This window comes from Rhodococcus sp. 7Tela_A2, assembly GCF_049311045.1.
Lineage (GTDB): Bacteria > Actinomycetota > Actinomycetes > Mycobacteriales > Mycobacteriaceae > Rhodococcus.
On the sequence record NZ_JAXION010000204.1, the window covers coordinates 1 to 2,747 of the forward strand.

The window sequence follows — 2,747 nt, forward strand, 5'->3', positions numbered from 1 at the left end:
GCGGTGACGAGTCCGCCGGCCTTCGACGGCCGGCGGCTGGCGGGGCGTTCGCTGCGCCGCCCCGATCTCACCATTGCGACCGAGGACCACAACGTTCCGACGATCGACATCGACAAGCCGATCGCCGATCCCATCTCGCGCACGCAGGTCGAGACGCTGCGTCGCAACTGCGAGGAGTTCGGCGTCCGGCTGCATCCGATGGGAGACCTCGACCAGGGCATCGTCCACGTGGTCGGGCCCCAGCTCGGACTCACCCAGCCCGGCATGACGGTGGTGTGCGGCGACAGCCACACCTCCACCCACGGGGCATTCGGTGCGCTCGCAATGGGTATCGGCACCAGCGAGGTCGAGCACGTCATGGCGACGCAGTCGCTGTCGCTGCGGCCTTTCAAGACCATGGCGATCACCGTCGACGGCGAACTCCAGCCCGGCGTCACCTCCAAAGACCTCATTCTCGCGATCATCGCCGAGATCGGTACCGGCGGTGGGCAGGGTTACGTCCTGGAATACCGCGGCGAGGCGATCCGCAAGCTGTCCATGGAATCGCGGATGACGATCTGCAACATGTCGATCGAGGCAGGCGCGCGCGCCGGCATGATCGCTCCCGACGCCACCACCTACGAGTTCATCAAGGGTCGTCCGCACGCGCCGAAGGGCGCGGATTGGGACGCGGCCGTGGAAGCGTGGGAACAGCTGAAGACCGACGACGACGCGGTTTTCGACGCAGAGGTCCGCATCGACGGCAGTGCGCTCACCCCGTTCGTGACGTGGGGAACCAACCCGGGCCAGGGTGCACCGCTCGGCTCCACGGTGCCGGTGCCCGAGGAGATCGCGGAGGAGACCGCACGGTCTGCTGCCGAGAAGGCCCTTCGGTACATGGACCTCGAACCCGGTATGCCGCTGCGCGACATCAAGATCGACACCGTGTTCGTCGGTTCCTGCACCAACGGACGGATCGAGGATCTGCGCGCCGTCGCCGAAGTGCTCGACGGACGAAAAGTCGCCGACGGTGTGCGAATGCTGGTCGTGCCCGGTTCGATGCGTGTTCGTGTCCAGGCGGAGGAAGAAGGTCTCGGTGAGATCTTCACGGCCGCAGGGGCGGAATGGCGTCAGGCCGGCTGCTCGATGTGCCTGGGCATGAACCCGGATCAGCTTGCGCCGGGTGAGCGGTCGGCATCCACGTCGAACCGTAACTTCGAGGGGCGTCAGGGCAAGGGCAGTCGCACGCACCTCGTCTCCCCGGCAGTCGCGGCCGCAACAGCGGTGCGCGGCACCCTCTCCGCGCCGGCGGATCTGGACTAGAGCACAGGACCGAGGAGATATTTCGATGGAAGCCTTCACTACTCACAAGGGCATCGGCGTTCCCCTGCGCCGGTCCAACGTCGACACCGACCAGATCATCCCGGCGGTGTATCTGAAACGCGTCACCCGCACCGGATTCGAAGACGGACTGTTCGCCGCGTGGCGTAACGATCCGGCATTCGTTCTCAACACCCCGCCGTTCGACCGTGGCAGCGTTCTCGTCGCCGGTCCGGATTTCGGCACCGGTTCCTCGCGTGAACACGCGGTGTGGGCCTTGTCCGATTACGGATTCCGGGTTGTGATTTCGTCCCGCTTCGCCGACATCTTCCGCGGCAATGCCGGAAAGGCCGGACTTCTGGCCGCTCAGGTCGAGCAGGACGACGTCGAATTGCTCTGGAAACTCATCGAACAGCAGCCCGGGCTCGAACTCGATGTGAATTTGGAAACTCGGACAGTGACCGCCGGAACGACTGTGGTGCCGTTCGTTATTGACGACTACACACGGTGGCGTCTGCTGGAGGGTCTCGACGACATCGGGTTGACGTTGCGCCAGGTAGAAGCCATTTCCGAGTACGAAAAGTCAAGGCCTTCTTGGAAACCACGGACTCTTCCGGCCCCGTGATCCGAGCCTGAAAAGGCCCCTGCAGGTCTCGGTTCGACCCCTCGGTCGAGCCGGGACCTGCGACTTATTTGCATGAGAATCCGCGTGGCACATAGACTCTAGTCCGTTTGCGGGTCTACCGTGGACTGGAGTCGGTCTGACGGTGGACCGTAGATGTGCGGAGGAAATCATGAACAAGGCAGAGCTGATCGACGTTCTGACCGACAAGCTCGGTTCGGACAGGCGCACCGCCACGGCGGCCGTCGAGCACATTGTGGACGCGATCGTGCGCGCGGTGCACGACGGGAAGAGCGTCACCATCACCGGATTCGGTGTCTTCGAGCAGCGTCGCCGTGCGGCGCGCGTCGCCCGCAACCCGCGCACCGGTGAGACTGTCAAGGTCAAGCCGACGTCGGTACCGGCTTTCCGTCCGGGTGCGCAGTTCAAGGCAGTCATCGCCGGTACCCAGAAGCTCCCCGCCACGGGACCGGCCGTCAAACGCGGTGCGGCTGCTGCAGTGAAGAAGTCCGCTGCCGCCAAGAAGGCTGCGAAGAAGACCGCTGCCGCCAAGTCGACCGCGGCCAAGAAGACGACCGCAGCCAAGTCCACTGCAGCCAAGAGCACCGCAGCGAAGAAGACCACTGCGGCAAAGTCGGCTCCGGCCAAGAAGACCACCGCGGCGAAGAAGACCACTGCGGCAAAGTCGGCTCCGGCCAAGAAGACCACCACCGCGACCAAGAGCACCGCGGCGAAGAAGACCACGACCGCGGCAAAGAAGGCCCCGGCCAAGAAGACCACCACCGCGGCCAAGCAGACCCCGGCGGCGGCGCAGCAGGCTCCGGCC

The 2,747-nt window shown here is 65.1% G+C and carries 3 protein-coding genes; all 3 read left to right on the forward strand.

Features of this window, described 5'->3' with window-relative positions:
- Positions 1 to 1,302 (forward strand): 3-isopropylmalate dehydratase large subunit (gene leuC / locus TVH25_RS21140; RefSeq protein WP_422425398.1); only part of this gene is annotated, 1,302 nt, incomplete at its 5' end.
- A 25-nt stretch (positions 1,303 to 1,327) separates the two neighbouring features.
- Positions 1,328 to 1,924: a 3-isopropylmalate dehydratase small subunit gene (leuD, locus tag TVH25_RS21145; RefSeq protein ID WP_169620357.1), complete on the forward strand. Its 597-nt coding sequence runs from the start codon at positions 1,328 to 1,330 to the stop codon at positions 1,922 to 1,924.
- Positions 1,925 to 2,093: 169 nt separating this feature from the next.
- Positions 2,094 to 2,747 (forward strand): HU family DNA-binding protein (locus TVH25_RS21150; RefSeq protein WP_422425399.1); only part of this gene is annotated, 654 nt, incomplete at its 3' end.